Origin of the sequence: Phytopseudomonas seleniipraecipitans (assembly GCF_900102335.1) — a bacterium.
Lineage (GTDB): Bacteria > Pseudomonadota > Gammaproteobacteria > Pseudomonadales > Pseudomonadaceae > Aquipseudomonas > Aquipseudomonas seleniipraecipitans.
The window spans coordinates 20,860-46,100 of the sequence record NZ_FNBM01000012.1 but is presented as its reverse complement, the minus strand read 5'-3'; the positions used below and the strand labels follow the sequence as shown (position 1 = coordinate 46,100).

General features: G+C 64.6%; 22 protein-coding genes and 2 riboswitches. Of the genes, 8 read left to right on the top strand and 14 right to left on the bottom strand.

Annotated features, from left to right (window positions below; all coding sequences use genetic code 11):
• Positions 1–14: 14 nt before the first annotated feature.
• On the bottom strand, positions 15–737 hold the full coding sequence (locus tag BLS60_RS20350) for a response regulator transcription factor (RefSeq protein ID WP_092371789.1): 723 nt from the start codon (positions 735–737) through the stop codon (positions 15–17).
• A gap of 174 nt (positions 738–911) precedes the next feature.
• On the bottom strand, positions 912–1,385 hold the full coding sequence (locus BLS60_RS20345) for a prepilin peptidase (RefSeq protein ID WP_092371787.1): 474 nt from the start codon (positions 1,383–1,385) through the stop codon (positions 912–914).
• Between the two features lie 100 nt (positions 1,386–1,485).
• On the opposite strand from BLS60_RS20345, the gene BLS60_RS20340 reads away from it, so the two are divergent.
• Together BLS60_RS20340 and BLS60_RS20335 are read left to right on the top strand one after the other, a co-directional pair.
• On the top strand, positions 1,486–4,218 hold the full coding sequence (locus BLS60_RS20340; RefSeq protein WP_070882374.1) for a PAS domain-containing sensor histidine kinase: 2,733 nt from the start codon (positions 1,486–1,488) through the stop codon (positions 4,216–4,218).
• The gene (locus tag BLS60_RS20335; protein WP_092371786.1) at positions 4,211–4,516 is read left to right on the top strand and encodes a hypothetical protein; all 306 of its coding nucleotides are present in this window, start codon (positions 4,211–4,213) and stop codon (positions 4,514–4,516) included. The genes BLS60_RS20340 and BLS60_RS20335 overlap by 8 nt, the downstream gene beginning before the upstream one ends.
• Here BLS60_RS20335 and cobM read toward each other — a convergent pair.
• The 4 genes from cobM to BLS60_RS20315 all read right to left on the bottom strand — a co-directional run bounded on the left by cobM (position 4,479) and on the right by BLS60_RS20315 (position 6,866).
• Positions 4,479–5,252, bottom strand: coding sequence for a precorrin-4 C(11)-methyltransferase (gene cobM, locus BLS60_RS20330; RefSeq protein ID WP_092371784.1), 774 nt, complete (start codon positions 5,250–5,252; stop codon positions 4,479–4,481). The two genes, BLS60_RS20335 and cobM, sit on opposite strands and share 38 nt — an antisense overlap.
• 297 nt (positions 5,253–5,549) lie before the next feature.
• The gene (locus BLS60_RS20325) at positions 5,550–5,957 is read right to left on the bottom strand and encodes a cobalamin biosynthesis protein (RefSeq protein WP_070882371.1); all 408 of its coding nucleotides are present in this window, start codon (positions 5,955–5,957) and stop codon (positions 5,550–5,552) included.
• On the bottom strand, positions 5,954–6,670 hold the full coding sequence (locus tag BLS60_RS20320) for a CbtA family protein (protein ID WP_092371782.1): 717 nt from the start codon (positions 6,668–6,670) through the stop codon (positions 5,954–5,956). The genes BLS60_RS20325 and BLS60_RS20320 overlap by 4 nt, the downstream gene beginning before the upstream one ends.
• A 10-nt stretch (positions 6,671–6,680) precedes the next feature.
• On the bottom strand, positions 6,681–6,866 hold the full coding sequence (locus BLS60_RS20315; protein ID WP_070882369.1) for a CbtB domain-containing protein: 186 nt from the start codon (positions 6,864–6,866) through the stop codon (positions 6,681–6,683).
• Between the two features lie 99 nt (positions 6,867–6,965).
• Positions 6,966–7,167, bottom strand: a riboswitch (cobalamin riboswitch).
• Positions 7,168–7,238: 71 nt separating this feature from the next.
• A riboswitch (cobalamin riboswitch) is annotated at positions 7,239–7,418 on the top strand.
• 100 nt (positions 7,419–7,518) lie between these two features.
• Here BLS60_RS20315 and cobW point away from each other — a divergent pair.
• From cobW to BLS60_RS20300, 3 genes are all read left to right on the top strand, one after another.
• Entirely contained in the window at positions 7,519–8,568 is a 1,050-nt protein-coding gene (gene cobW, locus BLS60_RS20310) for a cobalamin biosynthesis protein CobW (RefSeq protein ID WP_092371780.1), read from the top strand.
• Positions 8,569–8,627: 59 nt separating this feature from the next.
• Positions 8,628–12,362 (top strand): cobaltochelatase subunit CobN, encoded by a 3,735-nt coding sequence (gene cobN, locus BLS60_RS20305; RefSeq protein ID WP_092371778.1) that lies wholly within the window; start codon positions 8,628–8,630, stop codon positions 12,360–12,362.
• Between the two features lie 237 nt (positions 12,363–12,599).
• Positions 12,600–14,207, top strand: a complete 1,608-nt coding sequence (locus BLS60_RS20300) for an ABC-F family ATP-binding cassette domain-containing protein (RefSeq protein WP_092371776.1) — start codon at positions 12,600–12,602, stop codon at positions 14,205–14,207.
• 56 nt (positions 14,208–14,263) lie between these two features.
• On the opposite strand, the gene BLS60_RS20295 is transcribed toward BLS60_RS20300, so the two are convergent.
• From BLS60_RS20295 to BLS60_RS20285, 4 genes are all read right to left on the bottom strand, one after another.
• Complete coding sequence (locus tag BLS60_RS20295; RefSeq protein ID WP_092371774.1) at positions 14,264–15,352, bottom strand: 3-deoxy-7-phosphoheptulonate synthase; 1,089 nt, start codon at positions 15,350–15,352, stop codon at positions 14,264–14,266.
• Between the two features lie 281 nt (positions 15,353–15,633).
• Complete coding sequence (locus BLS60_RS21740) at positions 15,634–15,765, bottom strand: hypothetical protein (RefSeq protein WP_256605040.1); 132 nt, start codon at positions 15,763–15,765, stop codon at positions 15,634–15,636.
• Positions 15,766–15,791: 26 nt separating this feature from the next.
• Complete coding sequence (locus tag BLS60_RS20290) at positions 15,792–16,220, bottom strand: NUDIX hydrolase (RefSeq protein WP_092371773.1); 429 nt, start codon at positions 16,218–16,220, stop codon at positions 15,792–15,794.
• Positions 16,220–16,798, bottom strand: a complete 579-nt coding sequence (locus tag BLS60_RS20285) for an LOG family protein (RefSeq protein WP_092371771.1) — start codon at positions 16,796–16,798, stop codon at positions 16,220–16,222. The genes BLS60_RS20290 and BLS60_RS20285 overlap by 1 nt, the downstream gene beginning before the upstream one ends.
• A 124-nt stretch (positions 16,799–16,922) precedes the next feature.
• Between BLS60_RS20285 and BLS60_RS20280 the strand changes: the two genes are divergently transcribed.
• The 3 genes from BLS60_RS20280 (at position 16,923) to BLS60_RS20270 (ending at position 20,000) form a co-directional block, all read left to right on the top strand.
• Positions 16,923–17,930 (top strand): magnesium chelatase ATPase subunit I, encoded by a 1,008-nt coding sequence (locus BLS60_RS20280; protein WP_092371770.1) that lies wholly within the window; start codon positions 16,923–16,925, stop codon positions 17,928–17,930.
• On the top strand, positions 17,912–18,604 hold the full coding sequence (locus BLS60_RS20275; protein ID WP_420848497.1) for a vWA domain-containing protein: 693 nt from the start codon (positions 17,912–17,914) through the stop codon (positions 18,602–18,604). Before BLS60_RS20280 ends, BLS60_RS20275 begins: the two co-directional genes overlap by 19 nt.
• 64 nt (positions 18,605–18,668) lie before the next feature.
• Positions 18,669–20,000, top strand: coding sequence for a leucine-rich repeat-containing protein kinase family protein (locus tag BLS60_RS20270; protein ID WP_092371766.1), 1,332 nt, complete (start codon positions 18,669–18,671; stop codon positions 19,998–20,000).
• Between the two features lie 2 nt (positions 20,001–20,002).
• On the opposite strand, the gene BLS60_RS20265 is transcribed toward BLS60_RS20270, so the two are convergent.
• The 4 genes from BLS60_RS20265 to BLS60_RS20250 all read right to left on the bottom strand — a co-directional run bounded on the left by BLS60_RS20265 (position 20,003) and on the right by BLS60_RS20250 (position 25,221).
• A complete protein-coding gene (locus BLS60_RS20265; protein ID WP_092371764.1) occupies positions 20,003–21,319 on the bottom strand; it encodes an MFS transporter in 1,317 nt (438 codons plus the stop codon).
• 383 nt (positions 21,320–21,702) lie between these two features.
• Complete coding sequence (locus BLS60_RS20260; protein ID WP_092371762.1) at positions 21,703–23,283, bottom strand: aldehyde dehydrogenase (NADP(+)); 1,581 nt, start codon at positions 23,281–23,283, stop codon at positions 21,703–21,705.
• A 117-nt stretch (positions 23,284–23,400) separates the two neighbouring features.
• A complete protein-coding gene (locus BLS60_RS20255; protein ID WP_092371760.1) occupies positions 23,401–24,711 on the bottom strand; it encodes a TRAP transporter large permease in 1,311 nt (436 codons plus the stop codon).
• A 3-nt stretch (positions 24,712–24,714) separates the two neighbouring features.
• Positions 24,715–25,221, bottom strand: coding sequence for a TRAP transporter small permease subunit (locus BLS60_RS20250; RefSeq protein ID WP_070882356.1), 507 nt, complete (start codon positions 25,219–25,221; stop codon positions 24,715–24,717).
• Positions 25,222–25,241: the final 20 nt, after the last annotated feature.

Sequence of the window (25,241 nt, the reverse complement as noted above, 5' to 3'; positions counted from 1 at the left end):
GGCCCTTACAAACTTTACGCGTGAGAAGGGTAAGACAGTGCGAGTTGCGTGCGGTTGTGTACGCGGGTCAGTCGCAGTATCTGCGAAACATAAAGTTTGACGGTATTTTCGGTAATACCCAATTCACAGGATATCTGGTAATTAGTCATCCCTTTGGCGATAAGCTGCGCGACCGCCAGCTGCCGTCTTGAGAGCTTGTCGAAGGGTTCCGGGATCACATCAGCGGGCGTGGTCATCTGCACATCGGTTTTTCTCGGTTTGGCCGGCACCAGATCACTGTGCATTTCATGCAGTGAGGCAGCCAGATCCTGAATACGCTGGCGAATCTGCTGCTCTTTCATTTGCTGTTCGACGCGCTCTTGAAGCCGTTTCACACCCGCCTGCAGCTCGTCGAGGTTCACCGGCTTCTGGTAGTAGTCGGAGACCCCGGCGCGCAAAGCCAGAACCACATCCTGCTTATCGCTGCTACCGGTGAATATAGCGGTTTCGTAGAGCCGTCCGGAGCGGCAAAGGCGAGCCAATTCGCCCATCAGCTGCACGCCAGTGAGTCCGGGCATGTGCATGTCGCTCAGAACGATGCCAATGGCCTCATCCTGCTGAAAGGCTCGAAGTGCATCCTCTGTGGTGTGACAGGCAGTGACGCCGTAGCCGAGCTGTTCCAGAAACTCCGCGAGTTCCTCGACAATTGCCGGCTCGTCATCGACGACCATTATCCGCAGTGGCTGGGTAATACTCATGCAAACGCTTCTCTGAGTTGAGGCACACAGAAAGCTCAGCATAGCTATGCCCTAACTTGCAGTCAAAGTTGTACAAATTCCGTCATTGCGTCGGGTATTTCGATGATTACAGGTCTGTAATAAGGCTTCTGTAATAAGAGGAATTACATTGTCATTTATTGCGGACTCTATTTTTTATTGGGTAATAAGCCACAGCGTAGTAAATGCGAAACCGAGAAGCAGGAATGGTGCGTAGGGGTGGTCCTTGGCGTGGGGTGATCTGAGGAACACCATGCGCCGGGGAATGGCCTGCGCTATGGCGGGGCAAGCGCGTACCAAGATGACCCAGGCGACCAACACAAGCGCCGCACCGATCACGCTGAGCAGTACGTGCAGCGCATCGCTGGCCGCACCGAGCGCTATCAGCATCTTCACGTCGCCGGCGCCCATGCTGCGTGTCAGGTAGCCGGGCAGCGACAGCAGGCCCGCCGCGGCCATACCTAATGCTGCGGCGGCGGGGCTGGCGCCGGTGAGGCTGCTGCCTGACCACAGCAGGTGCAGCAGCGCGACAGCCAGGCCGCCCAAGGTGAGCAGATTGGCGATCTTGCGCTGTTGAGCGTCTTGCAGCGCACAAGCGCAAAGCCAGCACAGCACTATGATGTAGTTCATGGATGCCACACGTAGTCGTTTCTCGAGGTGGGCTTTACGGCCCGATCACATGACGGATTCGATCCGTCTGCGGCGCTAATCATGGTAGGTGGGCTGGACAATGCAAGTGTTCAAGGATTGGTTCAAGCGTGACCCGGAAACGCCGCTCGCAGTGGAGGAAGCCGCGGCACCCGCTCCGGTGTCTGCCAACAGCCCATGCCTGAATCTCTCCATCGACGCGCTGGGCCGCGTGTTTGAAGTCTCCGGCAGTCTCTCGTACCGGCTGCCGATCGCGGTGTCGCAGGTGCTGCCACTGGAGCAGTTGCTGCATGGCCAGAGCCGTTACCTGGCGACTGACCTGGCGGCTTTCGTGCAGCAGACGCTCGACCTTTCCTTCGTCACCCGGGATGGCAGCATTCTGCATACCCGCGGCTGGCTAAAGGCCGAGCAGCAGGGCTGGTCGTTGCAGGCGTTCGAGGTCGGGGACTTCCTGGCCCGCTTGCACGCCTGCGAGCAACGCCTGCAGGCTTTTTCACAAATCAGCAGTGTGGCGCAGAGCGTGCGAGGCGCTGAACGTGTCGAGTTCCCCAGGCATGCCCAGGAGTGGCTGGGCGCGATGGCGCAGGCGTTGCGGCTCGCGTGCGTCGCGCTGGCCTTGCCGGATGCGTCACGCGGTGGCTGGCAGATCGTCGGCCATTACCGTGACGCGCAGACCCCCGTATTCTGGGCGGACGGGCAGCACTTACCGCGCGAGCTGCAACAGTATCCCGGCGATCAGCCCGTGCAGTGGTTACGCGGTGGATCGGACGCCACCGAATGGCACGCCGCCGATTCGGTCTGGTTGGTGCCCTACGCCGACTATCAGGGCATTCGCGCCTGGTTGCTGTGTTCACCGTACATCGCGCACCAGAGCATGCCCGAGCTCAACACCCGGGACTGGCTGGATCTATTCGCTTATGTCGCTGCGCCGCTGTTGCAGCGTCTCGATGAGCAGGCGCGCAAGGTGCATGGCGAACGTCTGGATATTTTGCAGAACCTGCTGGGTACCGGCTGGTGGGAATACATGCCGCGCAGCGGCGCGTTCCTGCTGGCGCCGAGCCTGCTGCAGCGCTTTGGTTTCGATGCGCAATCCCCGGCGACGCTGGCCGACTGGCTGGAACTGCTCAGCCCGGCGGACCGCGACGAATTTCGTATTCGCCTGGGCGATGCCGAGCTGAGCGGTCGGGCATTCGAGCAGGTGGTGCGCCTGCGCGATTGCGACGATGCGCAGTGCTGGTTCCGTATCCACACGCGCATTCTCAATGCCAACGGCCAGCGGCGGATCGTCGGCGCGGTGCTCGACATCAACGACATGAAGCTCAAGGAAGTCGAGGCCGATGCGGCGACCACACGCCTGAAGAGCCTGGTTGCCAGCGCGCCAGCGCTGATCTATGTGAACCGTTACGAAGAGGGCGCCTTCGTGCCGGTCTTCTGCAGCGACAGCAGCAGCGCACTGCTGGGCTGGACGCTGGAGGATTTCGTGCAACGCAGCATGGCCGACTTCATCCACCCGGATGATCGGGATATCTACTTTGCACACATCCGTACCTTGCTGAGCCAGGGCGCGGCCAGCTGCCGTTACCGCCTGATCGACCGCGACGGGCGTTACCACTGGCTGCAGGACGAGGCCAAGCTACTGCGCGATGAACGCGGCATCCCCGTCGAGGCGGTCGGCCTGTGCCTCGACGTCACCGACGCCGCTCAGGCGGCCGAGCGCGTTCGTGAGAGCGAAGAGCGCTACCGCATCCTGGTCGAGGACTCACCGGCGATCATCTGCCGGTACCGCCCCGACCTCACGCTTGTTTACGCCAACCGGCCGCTGGCGCAGTACCTCGGTATTCGCCAGGACAACCTACCGGGCACGAGCCTGGCGACTTACCTGTCGGCACAGGAAATGATCCAGTTTCGCGAGCGGCATCGCCAACTCACCCCTGACGAACCGGTTACCACCGCGCTGGTACGCATGGACCTGCCGGGTCGTGAACACATCTGGTGGGTGCTGGCCGAGCGCGGCGTGTTCGACGAGCGTGGCAAGCTCCTGGAAATCCAGGCGTTTGGGCGCGACGACACGGAACTGCAGAAGGCCCGGCAGATGCTCAACCAGAGCGCGAAGATGGCGGTCCTCGGCGAGATGGCCACCGGCTTGGCCCACGAGATCAACCAGCCGCTCAACGTCATGCGCATTGCCCTGACCAACACCTTGAAGGGCGTCGAGAACGGCTCGGCCAATCCCGACTACTTGAAGAACAAGCTGGGGCGTATCGAGCAGCAGATCACCCGCGCGGCGAAAATCGTCAACCACATGCGAATTTTCGGGCGTCGGTCGGAAGTGGAGGGCGATCTGTTCAGCCCTGATGAGGCGGTCGAAGGCGCACTGACCCTGATTCGCGAAGGCGAGTTGGCGGGCAACATCGAGCTGATTCTCGACCTCTGCGGCTCACCGCAAGTGCGCGGGCATGCCGATCAGCTCGAGCAGGTGATCATCAACCTGCTGGTCAATGCCAAGGACGCCTCGCTCAGCGCACGCGAGAAGAATCCCGAACTGGAGCCGCGGATCGTCATACGCAGCGAGGTCAGCGAAAGCATGGTGATCGTGCGGGTTCAGGATAACGCCGGTGGTATCGATCCACTGCTACTGGACCGGGTGTTCGATCCGTTCTTTACCACCAAGCCGGTGGGCAAGGGCACAGGCCTGGGGTTGTCGGTCAGCTATGGATTGGTCAACCAGATGGGCGGCAAGCTCAGCGTGAGCAACCAGGAGAGCGGTGCCTGTTTCCGTATCGAGCTGCCAGTGGCCGAGAGCCCGGATGAGTGACTGGCGCGAAGCGCTTTACCTCACCTGTGCAGGGGTGCTGAAAGGCGACCGGTCGATGATCGGGCAATTGCGTGACGCCGGCTTCGAATGCTGCGAAGCGGCGTGGAGCTTTCGGCTACCGACACTGCACCAGTGGTTGGCCGGGCAGGCCGATACAGCGGCTTATGCGACCTTCCTCAAGCAGCTGTACGCCGGTGATCTCAATGCCCGGCTGGCGGCGCTGGGCGGGCAGATCGTCATTGCCAAGCAGCGCGGCAAGGTCAGCGAGAGTCTGTATCGTCTGCAGCGCCGGCCCTGAACAGATGGCGATGGCTTTCACGGTAGAGCGCCGAATCGGCGAAGTCCTCTGTATTCAGCACCCGGCCGACGAGGATCAGCGCGGTACGTCGGAAGCCCTTGGCGCTGACCTTCGCTTCGATATCGGCCAGGGTGCCGAGCACCCAGTCCTGATCCGGCCAACTGGCGCGGTGCACCACCGCGATCGGGCAATCGGCGCCATAGTGCGGCAGCAGTTCGGCAACGATCTCGGCCAGGTGCGGCACGCCCAGGTGGATGGTCATCGTCGCGCCGTGACGCGCCAGGTCGTGCAACTGCTCGCCAGCGGGCATCGGTGATTTGCTGCCGTAGCGGGTGAGAATCACCGTCTGCGAGACGTCAGGCAGGGTCAGCTCGCTTTCCAGCAGCGCCGCGCAGGCCGCCGTCGCGGTAACGCCGGGAATGATTTCGAAGGGGATGCCGAGGGCCCGCAGGTGACGAATCTGCTCACCGATGGCGCCATACAGCGACGGGTCGCCGGAGTGCACCCGTGCCACGTCCTCACCGCGTGCTTCGGCGGCGCGTAGCAGGGCGATGATTTCATCCAGGTGCAGCTCGGCGGTATTCACCACCAGACTGGCCTGATGGCCGTCGAGCACGGCCTCTGGCACCAGGGAGCCGGCGAAGAGGATCACCGGGCAGGAACGAATCAGACGCTGGCCCTTCACGGTGATCAGCTCGGGGTCGCCGGGGCCGGCGCCGATGAAATAGACGGTCATGGGGTTCCTGGGGTCGTACGCGACAGGGATGAATATGAGCGATGCATCTCAGCGAATCTGCGCATAACTCGGCGATCTCCTTTCCGTAGCCGCGCCCTCGCGGCGAATGGTTTTAACGACGCCGTTTTGCGGCGAGGCTGCCATTTTCGCGCCGAGGTCGACGCTCCTACGCGAGTGGTGGTGTGCCGCAATCCATTGTAGGAGCCGCGACCCCACGGCGAATGGCGTGAGCGATACCGTATTGCGGCGAGGCTGCCATTTTCGCGCCGAGGTCGACGCTCCTACACCAGGGCGGTTCTAGCACTCGATGCTAGCGACAGCCAGTGTGGCGTTGGCGCTCTTGCGCTTGGTTATCCACAGGCGTGCAGGTCGATTGCTCAAGCGTTCGGCCAAGGCCAGGGCGCTGGCTTCGGCAACGCTCGGGCTGCCGGTAACACGTTGGGCGATGGCCGAACGTTGGCTCAGGCGCGCATGGTAACCCGTCAGCACATCGGCGGGCAGGAAGCTGATGGGCAAGCCCAGGTGCTCGGCCAATTGCAGCAATCCCGGCTCATCGACCTTGTGTGCGCTGCTGGCCAGGGCCGTCAGCTCGGCAGTGCTCGAGCCCTGCTCGGCCAGCGTGCTGTCGAGCAAGGCCAGCAGCTCACCCAGCGAGCAATCGCGCCGGCAACCCAGGCCGGCGACGAGAATTGGGCGCTCGCTCACACGTGCTGCTTGCGGCCGTGGAACCAGGCGGCAACCAGCCCCAGTACTGCCCAGAACGCGGCGTTGGTCAGCAGCGAGGCGAGGATAAATTCTTGCTCCAGCGCCTGCGGTGCAAGGCTTTCGTGAGCCGCCGGGTGAGGCGCGCCGACCAGATGGGGCAGGGCGAGGATAAGCACGCCGAGGATGCGTAGCAGCCAGTGGCTGCCAAATGCCAACAGTGCCAGACCAGCCGCGGTCGAAGCCGCGGTGCCGATCCACCAGTACTGGCGCAGCACCAGCTCGGCGGCGGCGGTGCCTGGCAGCTCAGGAGGTAGCCCGGCCGAGGGCGCGAGTACGAAGGTGGCGAAACCGGCCAGGCCCCACAGCAGGCCCTGCCAGGTTTTCTCGGGCGCACGGAGGGTGAATAGGCCTGCCAGCATCAGCGCGAAGCCGACGGCGACCACCAGGTTGCTCAGCCCTGTGGATAGCAGGCGCTGCCAGCCGTCATCCGGTGCCCAGGCTTCACCGTCGTGGCTATGGCCGCTGGCGCTGCCGTGGTCGTGGGCGACGCCGATGGCATCGTGGCTGTGTTCCACAAGGGCGGCAGGCTCTGCGCCTTCGAACGTCTCGGCATGCAGGATCAATGGGGTGACCCACAGGCTCTGCAGCAGCGTCAGCACGATGGCGGCGAACAGGCCGGCGAAGCCTGCGGTCTGGGCGATGCGCTTGATCATCTTGGCGTCCTCAGTGGCACGGGAACGCGGCGCTATGCCGGGTATCGTGAGCGGCATTGTGCAGGGCTTCGACGTGTGAGAAGCCGGCGAAGAAGATCAACACGCTGCCGAGCAGGCAACTGCCGATGGCCAGCACGATGCGCTGGGACAGGGAAAGGGAGGACGGCGTGGCGGACGACAGAACGCTGCTGGGCATTATCGTGACCTTCTGAATGAGGTGAACGGTGCACAGGGACGCAGCGAGACGGCCCGCAATAGCAGGCAGCTATCGGCGCGTGCCCGCCCACCGCGGGTTGCCAAACGAACGATTCAGGCCGGTCTCCGGGCTTGCGATGATCACTGTGCAGTGATGAGGATCGGCCTTCCCATGCTGTCGCACAGTGGCCAAAACGATCCTGGCATTCGCTTACCGTTGCGGGGGCAGCGCCGGACTCGAACCGGCTTCCCGTTTCACCTCACGCACGGCGGCGTGAGGCACCTGAAACAACCGCGCAAGAACACCATGAAGCGGCAGATGCGTCAATATGTTACGGGTCAGCTCGTGATTGACCGTGTCGCAGGCTCTGCGTAGCCTTGCGTCTTTCGAGGTTCTCCACTCGCGTGGAGCTAAGAGGGAACACGGCAAGCCGTGGCTGCCCCCGCAACTGTAAGCAGCGAGCGCATCGCCAATCGCCACTGGGAAACCGGGAAGGCCGGCTACGCGCCATGACCTGTGAGCCAGGAGACCTGCCTCGGTAAACGCTTTCGACAACCGGGCGGGGTGATCCGGTGATGCCTTCGCACCAGCTCTGGCTGGCGCTTGCCATCCTATTGCCCGCTCGCCGTTTCTCCAGACGCCAGGGGCCTCCATGAAAACGCTCGCCAAACTTCCCGTTACCATCGTTACCGGCTTTCTCGGTGCCGGTAAGACCACCCTGCTGCGCCACATGCTGGAAAATGCCGAGGGTCGTCGTATCGCGGTGATCGTCAACGAGTTCGGCGAACTGGGTATCGACGGTGAGATCCTCCAGCAGTGCACCATCGGCTGCACCGAGGAAGAAGCCAACGGCCGGGTTTATGAGCTGGCCAACGGCTGCCTGTGCTGTACCGTGCAGGAAGAGTTCTTCCCGGTAATGCGCGAACTGGTGGCGCGCCGTGGCGACCTCGACCACATTCTCATCGAAACCAGCGGCCTGGCTCTGCCCAAACCCTTGGTTCAGGCCTTCAATTGGCCGGAAATCCGCAACGCTTGCACCGTCGATGCGGTGATTACTGTGGTCGACAGCCCGGCCGTAGCCGCTGGCACCTTCGCAGCCTTCCCCGATCAGGTCGATGCCCAGCGCAAGCTGGACCCGAACCTCGATCATGAATCACCGTTGCATGAGCTGTTCGCCGACCAACTGGCCAGCGCCGACCTGGTGATTCTCAACAAGGCCGACCTGCTCGATGCCGATGCGCTGGCGGCGGTGCGTGCGGAAGTTGGTGAGGAGCTGCCGCCAGCGGTCAAGGTAGTGGAGGCCCATGGCGGTTCGTTGCCGCTTAACGTGCTGCTGGGTCTTAACAGCGAGACCGAGCTGCATATCGACGGCCGCAAGACCCACCATGACAACGAAGATGAAGACCACGATCACGATGCATTTGACTCGTTCCACGTGGAACTACCGGAAACCGATGAGGGGCGCCTGCTAGCCGCGCTGAAGGAAGTGGTGGCGCGCCACGGCATTCTGCGCATCAAGGGCTTCGTCGCCGTGCCGAATAAACCCATGCGCCTGCTGCTGCAAGGTGTGGGCTTGCGCTTCGACAAGCATTTCGACCGCGCCTGGCAGGCCGATGAAGCGCGGATTACCCGCTTGATCGTGATCGGCCAGGCGCTCGATCACACTGCCATCGCCAGCGAGCTGAAAGCCGCCCTGGTGTGACACTCTTGGCCCGCGCGTTGGCAGTTGTCAGCGCGCGGGCAACGATCTAGGCCGACCCCATGCACCTGCTTCGCACCCAGCCCGGCCAGTCGCTGCCGGCCGACAGCATAGCCGACCTCGGCCAGACGCCCGCCGAGCTGGTGGTGCTGTGCACCGGTGATTCGCACCTGTCGCTGCTGGCCGAAGTGGCGCGTCATCTGCCCGACGACTACCCCAGCCTGCGCCTGGCCAGCCCGGCGCAACTGGGCAACAACGCCTCGGTGGATTTCTACGTCGAGAAGGTGCTGCAGCACGCCAAGGTCATCATGATTTCCGTGCACGGCGGCGTGAGCTATTGGCGCTACGGTATCGAGCGTTTGGTGGAACTGGCCGGGCAAGGCAAAACGCTGATCCTGGTACCTGGCTGCGACAATCCCGACCCCGAGCTGACCGCTTTGGGCACCGTGTCCGCCGAGGACGCCGAACGCCTCTGGCAGTACCTGCGCCAAGGCGGCGTGGACAATGCGCGGCAGTTCTTCCACTGCATCGCCAATCGCTACTTGGATCGTGAGTACACCTGGGACGAGCCAAAGGCGCTGCCCCGGGTCGGCCTCTATCACCCGCGTACCGGCAACGCCTCGCTGCAGGACTGGCGCGCCGACTGGGTGCCTGATGCGCCCGTGGCGGCGCTGCTGTTCTATCGCACCCATGTGCAGGCCGCGAACACCGCATTCGTCGACACCTTCTGCCAGCGGCTGCAGGCCCAGGGCCTCAATCCGCTGCCCATCGCCGTCGCCAGCCTCAAAGAGGCTGCCTGCTTGGCGCAGGTCGAGGACTGGCTGGATGAAACCAGCGCGAGTGTGATCCTCAATACCACCGGCTTCGCGCAGTCCAATCCCGAGTCGCCCCAGGCGCGGCCGTTCCGCCGTGATGTGCCGGTGCTGCAGGCGCTTTGTGCGCTGGACAGCGAAGAGCAGTGGCAAGGCAGCGCCCAGGGCCTCGGCCCGCGGGACTTGGCCATGCACATTGCGCTGCCGGAACTAGACGGCCGGCTGATCACCCGGCCGATCAGCTTCAAGGGCCTGGCCTTTCGCAGCGAGCGCAGCCAGAGCGACGTGGTCTGTTACCGCGCGCACCTGCCCGGCATGGATTTCGTCGCCGAACTGGCGCGCCGCTGGTGTGCCCTGCAGCGCACACCCGCAGCCGAAAAACGTGTCGCACTGGTGCTGGCCAACTACCCGACCCGCGACGGCCGCATCGGCAACGGTGTGGGCCTGGACACGCCAGCGGCGGCGCTGAACATTCTCCAGGCCCTGCAACAGCAGGGTTACCCGGTCGACGCCTTGCCGGACAGCGGTACCGCACTGATCCATCAGTTGCTCGGTGGCGTGACCAACGACCTCGACAACCTTGACCTGCGGCCCTGCGCGCAAAGCCTGGCGGTTGATGACTACCAGCGTTTCTTCGCGGCCCTGCCCGAAGCCAATCGTCAGGCGGTGCTGGAGCGCTGGGGCGCACCGGAAAACGACCCGATGTTCCGCGACGGCCGGCTGATGATCGCCGGCCTGCGCTTCGGCCTGACCTTTGTCGGCATCCAGCCGGCGCGGGGTTATCAGGTCGATGCGGCGGCGGTCTATCACGACCCCGACCTGGTGCCGCCGCACGGCTACCTGGCGTTCTATTTCTGGATGCGCCAGGTGTTCGCGGCCCAGGCGGTGATCCATGTCGGCAAGCACGGCAACCTGGAATGGCTGCCGGGCAAGAGCGTCGGCCTGTCCGAGAGCTGCTGGCCAACGTTGATCCTCGGTGCGCTGCCGAACATCTACCCGTTCATCGTCAACGACCCCGGTGAAGGCGCCCAGGCCAAGCGCCGCACCCAAGCGGTGATCATCGATCACCTGATGCCACCGCTGACCCGCGCCGAGAGCTACGGCCCGCTGCGCGATCTGGAGCGGCTGGCCGATGAGTACTACGACGCCAGCCAGCTCGACCTGCGCCGTGCCAGTGAGCTGCGCGGAGAGATCCTGCACAAGGTGCGCGAGGCCAGCCTGGACCGTGAACTGGGCCTGCAGCTCAACGACGACCCCGCCAGTTGGCTGCCGCAGCTCGACGCCTACCTGTGCGACCTCAAGGAATCGCAGATTCGCGACGGCCTGCATGTGTTCGGCGAATCGCCGACCGGCACGCTGCGCCGCGACACCTTGCTGGCACTGCTGCGCATTCCGCGCGGTGACGGTCAAGGCGGCAACGCCAGCCTGCTGCGTGCGCTGGCCCATGACTTGGCACTCGACTTCGATCCCCTCGATTGCGATATGGCTGCGCCGTGGACCGGCCCGCGTCCTGAGATTCTGATTGGCCTGAGCGAAGAACCCTGGCGCAGTTTTGGTGACACACGTGAGCGCCTGGAGTTGCTTGGCTTGGCCCTCATCGATGGCACGTGTTTGGATGCCATCGGGCCGGCGAGCGATACCGTCCTGTACAGCCTGCGCCGGCAGATCGCGCCGCTGCTCGATGCCTGTGGTGATGCCGAGATGCACGGCCTGCTCGATGCCCTTGATGGGCGCTTCGTGCCCTCCGGCCCCAGCGGTGCACCCAGCCGAGGACGGCTCGATGTACTGCCCACCGGGCGCAATTTCTATTCCGTGGATGTGCGCAATCTGCCTACGCCCACGGCTTGGCGCCTCGGTGTGCAGGCTGCGGATCGTCTGCTCGAACGCCATCTGCAGGATGAAGGCGATCACCTGCGCCAGCTCGGTTTGTCGGTGTGGGGCACCGCGACCATGCGCACCGGCGGCGATGATATCGCCCAGGCCATGGCGCTGATGGGCGTGCGCCCGGTGTGGCAGGCGGGCAGCCAGCGGGTCGAGCGCTTCGAAGTGCTGCCACTCAAGCAGCTAGGGCGCCCTCGGGTCGACGTGACCCTGCGGGTGTCCGGGTTCTTCCGCGACGCCTTCGCCAACCTGATCCGCCTGTTCGATGACGCCGTACAGGCGGTCGCCGACCTGGACGAGTCGCCGGACATGAACCCGCTGTCCGCCCGCGTCTGGCAAGAAGCCCTGGCGCTGCAGGATGGCGGGCTGGACGAACTCGAGGCGCGGCGTCAGGCCGGCTGGCGAATCTTCGGCTCCAAGCCCGGCGCCTATGGTGCAGGCGTGCAGAACGCCATCGAGGAGCGCCTCTGGGAAAGCCGTGCGGATCTCGCCGAGGTGTACCTGAACTGGGGCGGCTACGCCTATGGCAAAGGCAGCGAAGGCACACCTGCGCGGGGCCAGTTCGCCGAGCGCCTGGAGCGTCTGCAGGCGGTGCTGCACAACCAGGACAACCGCGAGCACGACATCCTCGACTCCAACGACTACTACCAGTTCCAGGGCGGCATGCTGGCGGCGGTGGAGACCCTGCGCGGCGGCAAGGCGGCCAGCTACTTTGGCGACAACAGCCAACCGGACACCCCGCGCATCCGCACCCTCAAGCAGGAGCTCGGCCGCGTGGTGCGCGCCCGCGCGGCCAACCCGAAGTGGATCGAAGGCATGAAGCGCCACGGTTACAAGGGTGCCTTCGAACTGGCTGCGACCATCGACTACCTGTTCGCCTTCGACGCCACCAGCGAGCTGGTCGATGACCATCAGTACGCGCTGCTCACCGACGCCTACCTGATGGACCGAGACACCCGCGATTTCATCCAGCAGCACAACCCCGGCGCCCTGCAGGACATCATCGAGCGCCTGCTCGAAGCCCAGCAGCGCGGCATGTGGCAGGAGCCTGGCGCGTACCGCGAAGCGCTGGAAAATATGCTTATCGACAGCGAAGAAAGCTGAAAACGCCCGTAGCTGGCGTTGAGCGAGGCGATACCCAGGGGCGATCTTCCGGGAACCGCTGCGCTCAGCCCATTGGCTTCGCGGGTTGCCCCGTGGCTTGCCCAGGTTTACCCTGGCCGTTCATTCCCTTCTGGAGTTTCGTCCAATGCGCCAGTAATGCCGTCGTGTCCGCACGACCTGTGATGGTCCGCCGTGGCCTTGTGCCTCGCGTTTTCACGGCATTGCCTGGAGTCATCCATGACGAACCCGCCTGTTATCGCGCTCGAGCGCGTGTCCTTTCATTTCTCCAATGGTCAGACTCTGTTCGATGAACTGAGCGAAACCTTCGATGCCCGGCATACCGGCCTGGTAGGGCGCAACGGTGCCGGTAAGAGCGTGCTCGGCCGCCTGCTCGCTGGCCTGTTGCCGCCTACTGAAGGGCGTATCGTGCGGCAGGCACAGGTTGCCTATTTGCCCCAGGATATCGAGGAGCCGGAAGGCGCTCGGGTGGTTGACCTGCTGGGCTTCGCTGCGCCGTTCGATGCACTGTGTCGGGTGACCGAGGGGCGCATGGGCGAGGACGATATCGAGACGCTCGAAGGCCGGTGGGATATTGCCGAACGGCTGCACGCGGCGTTGCACGACGACGGCCTTGGCCACCTAAACCCGCAAACCCCGGCCGCCCTGCTCAGCGGTGGCGAGCGCACGCGTGTGGCGCTGCTCGGGGTGTTTCTCAGCGGTGCCGATCTGCTGATTCTCGATGAGCCCAGCAACCACCTGGACCAGGCCAGCCGCCAGCGCCTCTATCGGCGCCTGCAGCAGTGGCCGGGTGGGTTGCTGGTGATCAGCCATGACCGTGAACTGCTCGACGGCATGCAGCGTATCGTCGAATTATCGCCAGGCGGGCTGCGCGCCTATGGCGGCAATTACAGCGTCTATCGAGACTGTCTGTTGCGTGAACGGCAGGCCGCCCAGCAGGCGCTGGAGCACGCCCGCACCGAGCGCAAACGAGGCGAACGGGAGTTGCACGTGCAGCAGCAACGCCAGCAGCGCCGTGCCGCCAGCGGGGCGCGAAGCGCGCGGGATAGCAACCAGGCGCAGATCCTGGTGAATCGCCAGAAGAACCGCAGCGAAGCCAGCGCCGGGCGGCTGCAGCAGCGGCGCAGCGAGGCGCGTAGCGGGTTCGATGACGCGGTGCGAGAAGCCGCAGCCCGGGTCGACGAGCAGCAGGTGATAAGCCTGCACGGTGCGTTGCCCAACCTGCCCGACGGTAAACGAATTCTCAGCCTGCAGGGCGTTCGCCTGCCGTTCTCGGGCGCCGGCCTGCCGGATATCGAGTTGTTCGGCCCGCGCCGGCTGGCGATCACCGGGCCCAATGGCTGCGGGAAATCGACCGTATTGGCGATACTCGCGGGCCAACGCGCTGCGGCGGCGGGCGAATGCCGGATCGAGGTGCCGCTGGCTTATCTGGACCAGCGGCTGTCCTGCCTGCACGCCGCGCATTCAGCACTGGATCACCTGCGTCGCTGCAATCCAGGGTTGCCGGAAGCCGTCGCCCGTGCGCGCCTGAGGCACCTGGGGTTGGATACCCAGCGGGGGCTGCTTCCTTGCGCACGGCTCAGCGGCGGTGAACGCCTGAAGCTGGCGCTTGCCGGGGTCATTGATGGTCAGCCGGCAGCGCCATTGCTGCTGCTCGACGAGCCGGACAACCATATCGATCTCGACTCGTTGCTGGCCGTCGAAGGCATGCTGCGAGAATATCGTGGGGGGCTGATCGTGGTGTCCCATGACGCGGCGTTCATCGAGGCCTTGGCGATCACCGACCGGCTGCAGTGGATCGAGGTAGGCTGGCAGTACCAGAGGTAGCGATACCCGCGAGGACGCCCTGGGTATCGCTTCGCTCAACGCCAGGCTACGGGCGGTCAGACCAAGTGGCGCATGCGGATGGCAGCGTCTACCAGCATGCGTTCGGTACCCGTCCAGCCGAGGCAGCCGTCGGTGATCGAGACGCCGTAGCGCAACTCGCCGCCGAGGCTTTGAGCGCCGTCAAACAGGTGGCTTTCGATCATCACCGCACGCAGGGCGCCGTCGCCAGCGAGGCGCTGGTCGAGCACGCTGCTCAGCACCTCGGGCTGGCGCATTGGGTTCTTGCCGCTGTTGGCATGGCTGCAGTCGACCATGATCCGTGGCGCGATGCCCTGGCGCTCCAGCTCGGCGCGGGCAGCGGCGACGCTGGTGGCGTCATAGTTCGGCCCAGCGTGGCCGCCGCGCAACACCAGGTGGGTGTCCGGATTGCCGTGGGTGTGTACCAGTGCCGGGCGGCCATGGCCATCGACACCGAAGTGCTGGTGGGCATGGGCTGCCGAGCGCATGGCGTCACAGGCGATGCCGAGGCTGCCGTCGGTGCCGTTCTTGAAGCCCACCGGCATCTCCAGACCGCTGACCAGCTCGCGGTGCACCTGGGATTCACTGGTGCGTGCGCCAATCGCCGCCCAGCCGAGCAGGTCGTCGAAGTAGCCGGCCACCAGCGGCTGGAGGATCTCGCTGGCCAGTGGCAGACCCAGCTCCAGCATGCGCAGCATCAGCTGCCGCGAGCGGCGCAGCCCCTCGGCCATGTCGCCGCTGCCATCCAACGCCGGGTCATAGACCAGGCCCTTCCAACCCACCGTGGTGCGCGGCTTTTCGACATAGGCGCGCATCACCAGCAGCAGACGATCCCCCACGCGTTGGCTCAGGGTAGCCAGGCGTTCGGCGTATTCGAGTACGGCGGCATCGTCGTGCAGGGAGCAGGGGCCGACCACCACCAGCAGGCGCGGGTCATGACCATCAAGAATGGCGCGGATCGAGTGGCGCTGTTGCTGTACCTGGCGCGCCAGGGCGGCAGGGAGAGGCAGTTCTTCGCGCAGCTGGAGGGCGCTGGGCAGGGGCGAGGTGTGGCGGCGGGGCGGCGTAGTGACCAGGTGCAGATCAGCGGGCTTGGCGGTGGAGCGGGAATTGACGGCTACGGACATGGTGATTTCCTCGGCCGGCGCGGACTATTACCGCGCGCGGCGCACTATCTGGCTCGATGGGATGTTCGATTGAGTGGATGGGCAGCTCGGCTGCCGGTAAATCGCCAGCTGTAGCGGTAATAGGTTTGGTAGGTGATGCAGTTGATATAGGCGGTCATGGTGAAATCCTCGTTGGAAAATCGGTGTGCCGGAAAAAACAAAACCCCCGGTCGGGAGGCCGACCGGGGGTTTCGAGAAACTGTCTGGTGGCGACCCTGAGTTACTAGGGCGCCTGTGGGGTATCAGGCGCGCCTGTGGCTAAACCAATACCCAAAATAATAGGAAGCCGCCGCGACCGCAGACACCTGGGCACGCGCGATCACGATGCAGGCTGCATCGAGGCGGGTGGCGTTCAGGATCAGGGTTGGGGACATGTGCGGCTCCGTTGAATGGCTCGACGTTAATTCATTGCAGCGGTCGATTGCAAGCGCCGTTCGTTGAGGGCTAGCGCGGCGCGTCGGGTCGCCACGGTCAGCGGCTCGGGCAGGTTATCCATTGGGAACCAGCCGATATCGCCGTGTTTCTCGGGTTCGACGTTGCGCACTTCACCCTCGAAGGCATCGGCCAGGTAGACCGGCGCCAACCAGTGTTCGCCACGTGCCGGGTCAATCTGATCGACCACACAGAGCAGGTTCAGCACCTTGAGGCGAATGGCGAGCTCTTCCTCGATCTCGCGGCGCACGGCCTGCTCGACTGGTTCCAGCCAGTCCACCTTGCCACCCGGCAAACCCCAGCAGCCTGCCTCCGGCTCACGCAGGCGGCGCACCAGCAGCAGGCGCCCGTCCTGCACGATGGCGGCGCCACAACCCAGCCGCGGTTGCGGGCTCATCAGGTTTCCTGCCTGCCGATCCACTTGCCCACGGTGGGCGCCTGGTAGCCCTCGATCGCCGCCAGCACGACATCGATATCCTGCTCGACGATCAGCATCTCGCGATGCGGCGCCTTGACGAAGGCTTCGTCGACCATGTGATCGAGGAACCCGGCTAGGCGGTCGTAGTAGCCGTTGATATTGAGCAGTGCGCAGGGTTTCTGGTGATGGCCGAGCTGTGCCCAGGTCCACACCTCGAACAACTCTTCCAGGGTGCCGACGCCGCCGGGCAGGGCGATGAAACCGTCGGACAAGTCGGCCATCAGCGCCTTGCGCTGGTGCATCGAGTCAACGATGCGCAGGTCGTCGAGGCCCGTGTGGGCCACTTCCTTTTCCCACAGCGAGCGCGGGATCACGCCGATCACTTCGCCGCCGGCTTCGAGCGCCGCGTTGGCCACCGCGCCCATCAGGCCGACGGAGGCGCCGCCGTACACCAGGCCGATACCGGCCTTGGCGAGGGTCTGACCAAGGCGGGTAGCCGCCTCGATATAGACGGGATTGGTGCCCGCATTGGAACCGCAGAAAATGCACAGGCGCATCTGAGTCTCCCTGGATAAATCGCACGCGACAGCATCGCGAAACCGCCGACCTTAGCAGATCAGCTGCAAGGGATTCGACCACCCGCTGTTACAATGGGCGCCTTTGCCCAGCCCGGACCGTCTCATGACCGATACCGCCCATTTCCCCCTTGCCGCCGTGGTCGGCGCCGACTCGCTGAAGTTGGCGCTGTGCCTGGTGGCGGTCGATCCGGCAATCGGCGGGGTGCTGATCGAAGGCCCGCGCGGCATGGCCAAATCGACCCTGGCGCGCGGCCTGGCCGAGCTGCTGGAAAGCGGCGTGTTCGTCACCCTGCCGCTGGGTGCCAGTGAAGAGCGCATCGTCGGCACGCTCGATCTGGACGCCGCGCTGGGCAAGAGCCGTGCGCAGTTCTCGCCCGGCCTGCTGAGCAAGGCAGACGGCGGCGTGCTGTACGTCGATGAGGTCAACCTGCTGCCCGATCACCTGGTTGACCTGCTGCTCGATGCGGCGGCCAGCGGCGTCAACCATGTCGAGCGCGATGGCATCTCCCACCGCCATAACGCGCGCTTCATCCTGATCGGCACCATGAACGCCGAAGAGGGCGAGTTACGTCCGCAATTGCTCGACCGTTTTGGCCTCAACCTGGCACTGGACGGCCAGCCGCAGCCGGGCGCGCGAGCCGAAATCGTGCGTCGGCGCCTGGCCTTCGATGCCGACCCGCAGGCGTTCATTGCCCGGTGGGCGGAGAAGCAGTCGGCGCTGGCCGAGCGCTGTGAAAGGGCGCGAGCCCGCGTGGCGAATATTCCCCTCGATGACCAGGCGCTGGAGGCGATCACCGGGCGCTGCTTCGAGGCCGGCGTCGATGGCCTGCGCGCCGATCTGGTCTGGCTGCGCGCCGCTCGCGCCCATGCGGCCTGGCGTGGCGCGGAAGCCATCAGCGAGGAGGATATCGAGGCCGTGGCCGACTTCGTGCTGCGTCATCGGCGTCGGCATACACCGCCCCAGCAGCCGTCTCAGCCACCGGCCAGCCCGCCCACCCAAGCGCCAAGCGAACAGCCCGCAGCGGGCGAGGGCAACTGGGGCGAATTGCCGGCGCAAGCGCAAAGCACCGGCGAGCGCCGTGAACCGCCGCGCTGGGCAAAAAAGCCTTAGGCATCCCCCCGCGCGCCAGGGCGGGGACGGATGCGAAGCCCACTCCCGGCAAACAAGCGGGCGGCCGCAGCGGCGCCAAACGCCACGGCGAGAGTGGCGCCATCGACTGGCTCGCCACTCTGTTGCAGGGCACGCCGAAACGCCGTGCCGATCTGCAGCGTCGCCCGCGGAGTAGCCGGCCAACCCAACTATGGCTGATCGTCGTCGATGCCTCGGCCTCGACCCGCCGCCATGGCGCGCTGAGCAAGGCCAAGGGTGTGCTCGCCGAGCTGTTCGAGCGCGCTTACCGGGACCGCGCGCGCATCGCCGTGCTGGACGCCCACGGTGCACAACCGCAGTGGCACTGGCACGGCCAAAAGGCATCCGGCGCGTTGCAGCAGTGGTTGCGCGAACTCGGCGCCGGCGGCGGTAGCCCGTTGATCCCGGCCTTGCAGCAGGCCCATGACTGGCTACAGCGCCGTCAGCGCCTGAAGCCGACCGAGGCGCAGCGGCTGTTGGTGATCACCGATGGGCGACTGCGCGAATGGCCGCGGCTGGCGCCCAGCCCGTGCCCGGCCACGGTGGTCGACATCGAGTGTGCGCCGATCCGCCTCGGGCGCGCGCTGCAACTGGCCGATGAGCTGGCCGCCGACTACCAGCACGTTGATACGCTGCAGCCCTTGACCAGGCGCTGACAGCCTCTTCTGGCGTGATGGCGTACACTGGCGCGCTTCGTTCAGCTGCCGAGCCTGCGCTCTCATGCATACCCTTGACCAACTGCGTGCGGGCCAGCTGCACGGCATCACTCGCCTCGACCTGAGCGCTTCGCTGGAACAGTTTCCCGAGGAGATTTTTTCCCTGGCCGACAGTCTGGAAGTGCTCAACCTGAGCGGCAACCGGCTGAGTGATCTGCCCGACGACTTGCACCGGCTGCATCGCCTGCAAGTGCTGTTCTGCTCGAACAACCACTTCGAGCATGTGCCCGAATCCGTGGGTCGCTGCCTGTCGCTGCGCATGGTCGGCTTCAAGTCCAACCGCATTCGCGAGCTATCTGCCAAGGCGCTGCCGCCGCGCCTGCGCTGGTTGATCCTGACAGACAATCTTCTGGAAACCTTGCCTGAGGAGCTGGGTGACTGCACTGAGCTGCAGAAGCTGATGCTCGCCGGCAATCGCTTGCGTGCGTTGCCTGCCAGCTTGGCGCGCCTCGACAAGCTGGAGCTGCTGCGTATCGCCGCCAACCAGCTAACTGCGTTGCCTGATGAGCTGTTGCGGCTGCCGTGCCTGGCCTGGCTGGCCTATGCCGGCAATCCCTTCGCCAGCGTTGCGGCGGCGCAACCGCAGGCGGTAGCCGTGCCTTGGTTTGAGCTGCAGGTGGGCGAGGTGCTTGGCCAGGGCGCGTCGGGGATCATCCACCGTGCGCTGTGGCAGCGGGCGGACGGCTCTGCCGAGGCCGTGGCGCTCAAGTTGTTCAAGGGGCAAATGACCAGCGACGGCACGCCGGATAGCGAGATGGCGGCCTGTCTCACTGCCGGACAGCACCCCAACCTGATCGGTGCGATCGGCCGCGTTGTCAGCCATCCGGATGGTGATCAGGGCCTGCTGCTGAGCCTGGTCGACGCACGTTTGCGCACCCTGGCCGGGCCACCGAGCCTGGAAAGTTGCAGCCGTGACGTCTATGCCGCCGAGTGGCGCGCGTCGTTCGGTCAGGCGCTGCAAGTGGCCTGCGGCATCGCATCGGCGCTGCGCCACCTGCATGCCCAAGGCGTGACCCATGGCGACCTGTACGGCCACAACATCCTCCTTGATGACACTGGCGACGTGCTGCTCGGCGACTTTGGCGCCGCCTCGTTCCTGCCCGCCGGGGCGTCGTCGCAGCATGGCTTGCTGCAGCGCATCGAAGTACGTGCGTTCGGCATTTTGCTGGAAGAGTTATTGGCCCGCTGCGACGTACCCGCACGGCACCAGACGTTGCTGGCAGCGCTTGTGGCGCGCTGCCAGCAACCGCAGGTTGCCAGTCGCCCGGATTTCAGCGAAATCGACGGGCTGCTACAGGCTCTGGCGCAGCAGGGTGCTGCTTCCGACGGCTGCTGAGGTCAATCCGGTCGGTAATCCAGCGAACGCTTCGACGACTCCGGCAGCGCCAGGCCGCCGGCCAAAGCCAGCAGTGCGATGGCGATCAGGTAGAAGGCTGGCGCCATGCGGTTGCCGGTGGCTTCGATCAGCCAGGTAGCGACCAGCGGGGCGGTGCCGCCGAATACCGTGTAGGCCAGGTTGTAGGTGAAGGCCGACGCGGTGTAGCGCACGCGGGTGGGGAATTGTTCGGAGAGCAGCACAGCGGTGACCACACCGCAGATCACCGCACCGACCGCCAACAGCATGGCACCGATGGCCGAGGCCCACAGGGTGCCCGAGGCGGCCAGGGTGAAGGCCGGGTACACCGCGACGATCAACGCCACCCCGGCGGTGAGGATGGTGCGGCGGCGGCCGACACGGTCCGAGTAGCGGCCCACGAACGGACACAGCAGAGCGGCGAACAGCAACGCCGCCAAGCTGGCGAGCAACGCCGTGGGGCGCGCCGCGCCGCCGACCACCTGCATGTAGGTGGTCAGATAAGTGGTGAACATGTAGAACGACAGCGCTGTGGCGGAGATGAAGGCCGACAGGCACAGCACCGTGGCGCCGTGTTCACGCAGGGTTTCGCGCAGCGGCGAGTGTTCCGGGTGCGCTTGCGCAGCCAGGGCCTGGAAGGCCGGCGATTCGTCCAGGCGCAGGCGCATGTAAAGCCCGACCAGGCCCAGCGGTGCGGCGATCAGGAACGGCACGCGCCAGCCCCAGGCCTGCATCTGTGTTTCGTCCAGCCAGACGCCCAGGCCGAACACCAGGCCTGCCGCACAGGCGAAAGCCGCGAAAGTGGAGACCGGCACGAAGCTGCCGTAACGAGCCTTCTGCTCGGTCGGCGCGTGTTCCATGACGAACGCGCAGGCACCGGCGTATTCACCGCCCGCGGAAAACCCCTGCAGGCAGCGCGCCAGGGCCAGCAGTAGAGGAGCGAGCAGGCCGATGCTGGCATAGGTGGGCAGCAGGCCGATCAGCGTGGTAGCGCCGGCCATCAGCAGCACGGTGATCGACAGCACACGCTTGCGGCCGATGCGGTCGCCGAGGATGCCGAAGACGATACCGCCCAACGGGCGTAGCGCGAAGGATACGGCGAACACCGCAAAGGTCTGCAGCAGCGCCAGTGCGGGATCGCCCTGGGGAAAGAACAACGCGGCGATGGTCACGGCGAGAAAGCCGTACACGGCGAAGTCGAACCATTCGACGAAGTTGCCGATTGCCGACGCGGCGATCACCTTGCGCAAGATGCCCAGATCGACATGCGTAGCCTGTTGTGGATAAGTGCTCACGCTCATGGCTGCCTCCGCTTAGTTCTCCAACGTGCAGACGCGCCTGCTCCGCGGCTTTGCGTCCATCTGTGGATAACTTACGTGGCTCGGCGGCTGTGGCGGGATTCGAGTACGACCTGAGGGTAGTCGTAAGCGACAGGGGTTTCGCGCAAGCGCCTTGAGGCGGTCAAATCATTGCGCTCCCGGCGCGATCGCTGGTGGATAAGCTTCGCGTTATCCACCCTACGGGTAGCATCCGAAGCGCAAACCGTAGCCTGTGTTGAGTGAAGCGATACCCAGGAAAGGCGTTGCCCTACACGGCACAAACCGCACCCACAAAAAAGCCGACCCTGAGGTCGGCTTTCTCTTACAACGCAGAGCGGGCTGGCGCCATGGCGCCGAGCCGTTTCTTACAGCGCGTCGCGGCTGCTGGCACCGTCAACCAGACGAGCGATGCTCAGCGGGTTGGCGTTTTTCAGCGCGTCGGGCAGCAGGGCGTCCGGGCAGTTCTGGTAGCACACCGGGCGCAGGAAGCGATCGATGGCCAGGGTGCCGACCGACGTACCACGGGCGTCGGAAGTCGCTGGGTACGGGCCGCCGTGGACCATGGAGTCGCAGACTTCCACGCCAGTCGGGTAGCCGTTGAACAGCACGCGGCCAACTTTCTGCTCGAGCAGTGCGAACAGCTCTTCGCTGCCGGCCAGGTCGCCCGGCTCGGTGAGCAGGGTCGCGGTCAGCTGACCATGCAGGCCGCCGATGGCTTTCAGCAGCTCAGCCTTGTCAGCCACTTCGACGACGATAGTGGTCGGGCCGAAGACTTCTTCCTGCAGCAGCTCGTCACCATTGAGCAGCAAGCTGACGTCGGCTTTGAACAGTTGCGGACGAGCCTGATTGCCTTCTTGCTTGGCGCCGGTCAGGTGCGTGATGCCGGAATGCGCATTGAGTGCGTCCAGGCCTTTCACGTAGCTCTTCAGGGTGCCGGCGTTGAGCATGGTTTGCGGCTGCTGCTCGGCCATCTTGGCGGTGAAGGTTTCCAGGAAGGCGCTGAACTCAGGCGAACGAACGCCGATCACCAGGCCCGGGTTGGTGCAGAACTGACCACAGCCCATGACCACCGAACCCGCCAGCTCGCCGGCGATTTTCTCGCCGCGGGCCTTGATGGCTTCCGGCAGCAGGATGACCGGGTTGATGCTGCTCATCTCGGCGAATACCGGGATCGGCTGCGGGCGGGCGGCGGCCATGTCGCAGAGGGCGCGACCACCTTTCAGCGAACCGGTGAAGCCGACCGCCAGGATGGCCGGGTGCTTGACCAGCGTCTCACCAACACCCGAACCGTAGATCATGTTGAACACGCCTTTCGGCATGCCGGTTTTGTCAGCCGCGCGCAGCAGGGCTTCACCGACGAACGCCGCGGTAGCCATGTGGCCGCTGTGGGCCTTGAAGACCACCGGGCAGCCAGCAGCCAGCGCGGAAGCGGTATCGCCACCAGCGGTGGAGAAGGCCAGCGGGAAGTTGCTGGCGCCGAACACGGCAACCGGGCCGAGGCCGATGCGGTACTGACGCAGATCAGGGCGCGGCAGCGGCTGACGGTCTGGCAGAGCGCGGTCGATACGCGCACCGTAGAAATCGCCACGGCGCAGCACTTTGGCGAACAGGCGCATCTGGCCGCTGGTACGGCCGCGCTCACCCTGGATACGGGCGGTCGGCAGTGCGGTTTCGCGGCAGACGGTGGCGACGAATTCGTCGCCCAGGGCGTCCAGTTCGTCAGCGATGGCGTCGAGGAAATCTGCGCGCTTAGCAGCTGGCAGGCTGCGGTAAGCAGGGTAAGCAGCGGCTGCGGCTTTGGCAGCGGCATCGACTTCTTCCGGCGTGGCCTGGATGAAGTCGTAGGAAAGGGCTTCGCCAGTGGTGGCGTCGTGACTCTTATGAACTACGGAGCCGGCTGCGCTGTACGCGCCGCCGATGATGTTGTGGCCGATGGTAGCGGGCATTGTTAGCTCCTGTTGGTGACGTTTGAACACGTACGGAAAGGCTTTGATTGTACGATGTCTGATAAGTTGCGCAAGTCTGCGTTGGCCCGGCCCGCATCACAGGGCCGGGTCAGAGCCTCAGAACAGCTGCCTCGGCAGCCAGGTGGCGATGCCGGGCATGGCCAGGATCAGCAAAAACAGCAGCAGCTGGATGGCAATGAAAGGCAGCACACCGCGGTACATTACGCCATAGCCATAACCCGGTGGGGCAATCGATTTGAGGTAGAACACCGAGGGCGCCAGGGGCGGCGTCAGGTAGCAGGTCTGCACCACCACCATGAACATCACCGCAAACCACACCGGGTCGATTCCGGCAGCCTTCACCAGCGGGGTGAAGATCGGTACGAAGATCAGCACCAGAGAAATCCAGTCCAGCACCATGCCAGCGAAGAACACCATGGCCATCAGAATCAGGATGAGTGCGTAGGGGCTGAAATTCATTTCATCCATGAATTCGCCGATCATCCAGCCCCCGCCGCTCGCCGCAAAGATGGCCGTGAACATGATGCCGCCTGCCACGATCAGCATGATCATCGAGGTGATCTTGATGGTCGAAACCAGCGCCTCGATCAAGCGTTGGATGCTCAGTTCACGGAACCAGATAGCCAGCACCGCGGCACCGAAGGCGCCCACCGCAGCCGACTCGGTGGGCGAGGCGATACCGGCGAGCATCGATCCCAGAACCGCGGCGATCAGTAGCAGTGGTGGAATCAGTGCGCTGAGGGTGATCTTCAGCTTCTCGCCCAGCGGTGTGGCTTTCATCTCCGGCACGGCAGGCGCCAGTGATGGTTTCAGCCAGCAGATGACGATGATGTAGAGCAAAAACAAGCCCAGCATGAGTAGGCCCGGGAACAGCGTGGCGGCAAATAACTGGCCGATCGATAGCTGCGCCATGGACGCGTACACCACGACGATCACTGAGGGCGGGATGATCGCGCCCAGCGAGCCGCCGCCGCAGATGGTTCCGGAGATGAGTGCGCGATCGTAGTTGTATTTGGACATGGCCGGAATGGCCATCATGCCCACGACGATTTCCACGGCCCCGACCACACCGGAACTGGCGGCGAAGATGCCGCACATCAACATCGAGGAAATCGCCAGGCCGCCGGAAAACCCGCCGAGCCATAGCTGCATCGCGCTGAACAGCCGCTGTGCCAGGCCAGTTCGCTCGAGGATCGCGCCCATCAGCACAAACAGCGGGATGGCCGACAGGGCGAAGTTGGTCGAGGCCTGCAGCAGCGAGCCATACATCTGCTGCAGGATGTTGTCGCCGAACAGGAACAGGCCGAACAGGCACGACACGCTGATCAGCGAAAAGGACACGGGGATGCCGAGGAATATCAACAGGAACAGCAGGGCGAACATCAGCAGGGGTATGGATTCCATCATCGGTCAGTGTTCCTTGTTGCCGGGCTGCTTGCGATTGCCGATGAACAGCGCGGCATCGACGATGAGCTGATAGGTCAGGCCCGCCAGGCCCAGCGCGAGCGCCAGGTAGAACGGCCACATGAGCGGCGCCCAGGCACTGACGTGCTCGACCTCGCCGTTAGCAAAGGCATGCCAGGCGCGACGGCCAGCGACGTAGGTCAGGCCACCGATAATTGGTGTGAGTACCAGCAGGTAGAAGCCTGCGTTGAACCACCGCTGTACCGCTGGCGGCATGCGTGAGGACAGGAAGTCGACGCGCACATGGGTCTCCTCCTTCAGTGCGTAGGCGCAGCCGAGCAGGAAGATGCAGCCATTGAGCATGTAGGAAATATCGAAGGCCCAAAGCGTCGGGCTGTTGAGGGCATAGCGTGAGAACACTTCATAGATCATCGCCAGCACCATGATCAGCGCCATGCTGGCTGCCAGGCCCAGCAGCGCCTGCGCTGGCCAGTTGTACCATCTGTTTTTCATAACGCCTCCTTACCTGGCCG

Bases quoted from the DNA above. Each gene is read 5' to 3' on its own strand.
- BLS60_RS20350 (WP_092371789.1), bottom strand. From the start codon at position 737: ATGAGTATTACCCAGCCACTGCGGATAATGGTCGTCGATGACGAGCCG.
- BLS60_RS20345 (WP_092371787.1), bottom strand. From the start codon at position 1,385: ATGAACTACATCATAGTGCTGTGCTGGCTTTGCGCTTGTGCGCTGCAA.
- BLS60_RS20340 (WP_070882374.1), top strand. From the start codon at position 1,486: ATGCAAGTGTTCAAGGATTGGTTCAAGCGTGACCCGGAAACGCCGCTC.
- BLS60_RS20335 (WP_092371786.1), top strand. From the start codon at position 4,211: ATGAGTGACTGGCGCGAAGCGCTTTACCTCACCTGTGCAGGGGTGCTG.
- cobM (WP_092371784.1), bottom strand. From the start codon at position 5,252: ATGACCGTCTATTTCATCGGCGCCGGCCCCGGCGACCCCGAGCTGATC.
- BLS60_RS20320 (WP_092371782.1), bottom strand. From the start codon at position 6,670: ATGATCAAGCGCATCGCCCAGACCGCAGGCTTCGCCGGCCTGTTCGCC.
- BLS60_RS20315 (WP_070882369.1), bottom strand. From the start codon at position 6,866: ATGCCCAGCAGCGTTCTGTCGTCCGCCACGCCGTCCTCCCTTTCCCTG.
- cobW (WP_092371780.1), top strand. From the start codon at position 7,519: ATGAAAACGCTCGCCAAACTTCCCGTTACCATCGTTACCGGCTTTCTC.
- cobN (WP_092371778.1), top strand. From the start codon at position 8,628: ATGCACCTGCTTCGCACCCAGCCCGGCCAGTCGCTGCCGGCCGACAGC.
- BLS60_RS20300 (WP_092371776.1), top strand. From the start codon at position 12,600: ATGACGAACCCGCCTGTTATCGCGCTCGAGCGCGTGTCCTTTCATTTC.
- BLS60_RS20295 (WP_092371774.1), bottom strand. From the start codon at position 15,352: ATGTCCGTAGCCGTCAATTCCCGCTCCACCGCCAAGCCCGCTGATCTG.
- BLS60_RS21740 (WP_256605040.1), bottom strand. From the start codon at position 15,765: ATGTCCCCAACCCTGATCCTGAACGCCACCCGCCTCGATGCAGCCTGC.
- BLS60_RS20290 (WP_092371773.1), bottom strand. From the start codon at position 16,220: ATGAGCCCGCAACCGCGGCTGGGTTGTGGCGCCGCCATCGTGCAGGAC.
- BLS60_RS20285 (WP_092371771.1), bottom strand. From the start codon at position 16,798: ATGCGCCTGTGCATTTTCTGCGGTTCCAATGCGGGCACCAATCCCGTC.
- BLS60_RS20280 (WP_092371770.1), top strand. From the start codon at position 16,923: ATGACCGATACCGCCCATTTCCCCCTTGCCGCCGTGGTCGGCGCCGAC.
- BLS60_RS20270 (WP_092371766.1), top strand. From the start codon at position 18,669: ATGCATACCCTTGACCAACTGCGTGCGGGCCAGCTGCACGGCATCACT.
- BLS60_RS20265 (WP_092371764.1), bottom strand. From the start codon at position 21,319: ATGAGCGTGAGCACTTATCCACAACAGGCTACGCATGTCGATCTGGGC.
- BLS60_RS20260 (WP_092371762.1), bottom strand. From the start codon at position 23,283: ATGCCCGCTACCATCGGCCACAACATCATCGGCGGCGCGTACAGCGCA.
- BLS60_RS20255 (WP_092371760.1), bottom strand. From the start codon at position 24,711: ATGATGGAATCCATACCCCTGCTGATGTTCGCCCTGCTGTTCCTGTTG.
- BLS60_RS20250 (WP_070882356.1), bottom strand. From the start codon at position 25,221: ATGAAAAACAGATGGTACAACTGGCCAGCGCAGGCGCTGCTGGGCCTG.